The following is a 1,786-nucleotide window of genomic DNA, read 5'->3' as shown; positions in this document are numbered from 1 at the left end:
TAGGAGCCGGCTGGTCGGGCAGCACGCCCTTGATCACCGGCTCCTGCTTGGGCTTGGCCTTTTCGCGGCGCGAGATCGAGACCTCGTCGTCCGGCTCCTCGATCATCGTGTAGCTGGCCTGCAGGTTTTCCAGGCGCGGATCGTCGTGGCGCAGGCGTTCGAGCTTGTAGTTCGGCGTCTCCAGGTGCTTGTTGGGCACCAGCAGCACGGTGGTGCGCTGCTTCAGCTCGATCTTGGTGATCTCGGTGCGCTTTTCGTTCAGCAGGAAGGAGGTCACTTCCACCGGCACCTGCACGTGCACGGCGGCGGTGTTTTCCTTCATCGACTCTTCCTGGATGATGCGCAGGATCTGCAGCGCGGAAGATTCGGTGTCGCGGATGTGGCCGGTGCCGTTGCAGCGCGGGCAAGTGATGTGGCTGCCTTCGGAGAGTGCAGGGCGCAGGCGCTGGCGGCTCAGCTCCAGCAGGCCGAACTTGCTGATCGACGAGAACTGCACGCGGGCGCGGTCGAAGCGCAGCGCGTCCTTGAGGCGCTGTTCCACCTCGCGGCGGTTCTTGCTGTCCTCCATGTCGATGAAGTCGACCACGATCAGGCCGCCCAGGTCGCGCAGCCGGCACTGGCGGGCGATTTCGTCGGCGGCTTCGAGATTGGTGCGGGTGGCGGTCTCCTCGATGTCGCTGCCACGGGTGGCGCGGGCCGAGTTCACGTCGACAGCGACCAGCGCCTCGGTGTGGTCGATCACGATGGCGCCACCGGACGGCAGGTTCACCGTGCGGCTGAAGGCCGTTTCGATCTGGTGCTCGATCTGGAAGCGCGAGAACAGCGGCGCGTCGTCGCGGTAGCGCTTCACCCGTGAGGCCGATTCCGGCATCACGTGGTTCATGAACTGCTGCGCCTGATCGTAGATGTCGTCGGTGTCGATCAGGATCTCGCCGATGTCCGACGTGAAGTAATCGCGGATCGCGCGGATCACCAGCGACGATTCCTGATAGATCAGGAATGCACCCTTGCCAGCCTTGGAAGCGCCATCAATGGCCTCCCAGAGCTTGAGCATGTAGTTCAGGTCCCACTGCAGCTCGGGCGCCGAGCGGCCGATGCCGGCGGTGCGGGCGATCAGGCTCATGCCCTTGGGGTATTCGAGCTGGTCGAGGTTTTCCTTCAGCTCTTCGCGCTGCTCACCCTCGATGCGGCGCGAAACGCCACCGCCGCGCGGGTTGTTGGGCATCAGCACCAGGTAGCGGCCGGCCAGCGAGACGAAAGTCGTCAGCGCCGCGCCCTTGTTGCCGCGTTCTTCCTTCTCGACCTGGACCAGCAGTTCCTGGCCGTTCGAAATGCAGTCCTGGATCTTCGCGTCGCGAACGCTGACGCCTTCGCGGAAGTAGGTCTTGGCGATTTCCTTGAACGGCAAGAAGCCGTGGCGGTCTTCGCCGTAGTCGACGAAGCAGGCTTCGAGGGAAGGCTCGACGCGCGTCACGACGGCCTTGTAGATGTTGCCCTTGCGCTGTTCGCGCCCTTCGATCTCGGTCTCGAAGTCGAGCAGTTTCTGCCCGTCCACGATGGCCAGACGCCGCTCTTCCGGCTGCGTCGCATTGATCAGCATGCGTTTCATGTGCACTCCTTCAGCGTGCCGCTGCCCCAGTTTCGGGGTGCGCGGCACGCGCATGAAGGTGTCAGCCGCCTGAAAAACAGGACGGGCAACACCTCAACCGATGCACGAGAAACAAGAAATGAAGCCGGAAGAAGGAATCGCCCTGGACTGACAAAGAACCGCGTTGGCGGCTCAGCG

1 protein-coding gene is annotated in these 1,786 nt (G+C 63.6%); it reads right to left on the bottom strand.

Annotation, left to right across the window (positions count from 1 at the left end):
* A partial coding sequence (locus FKP22_RS29230) for an Rne/Rng family ribonuclease (protein ID WP_141291679.1) occupies positions 1-1,609 on the bottom strand: 1,609 nt, incomplete at its 3' end.
* Positions 1,610-1,786 lie beyond the last annotated feature (177 nt).

Source organism: Ideonella azotifigens (assembly GCF_006519715.1).
In the GTDB taxonomy this organism is placed as follows: Bacteria; Pseudomonadota; Gammaproteobacteria; order Burkholderiales; family Burkholderiaceae_C; genus Ideonella; species Ideonella azotifigens.
Note: the sequence above shows the minus strand (reverse complement) of the source record. Positions and strands in the feature narration are given on the sequence as shown.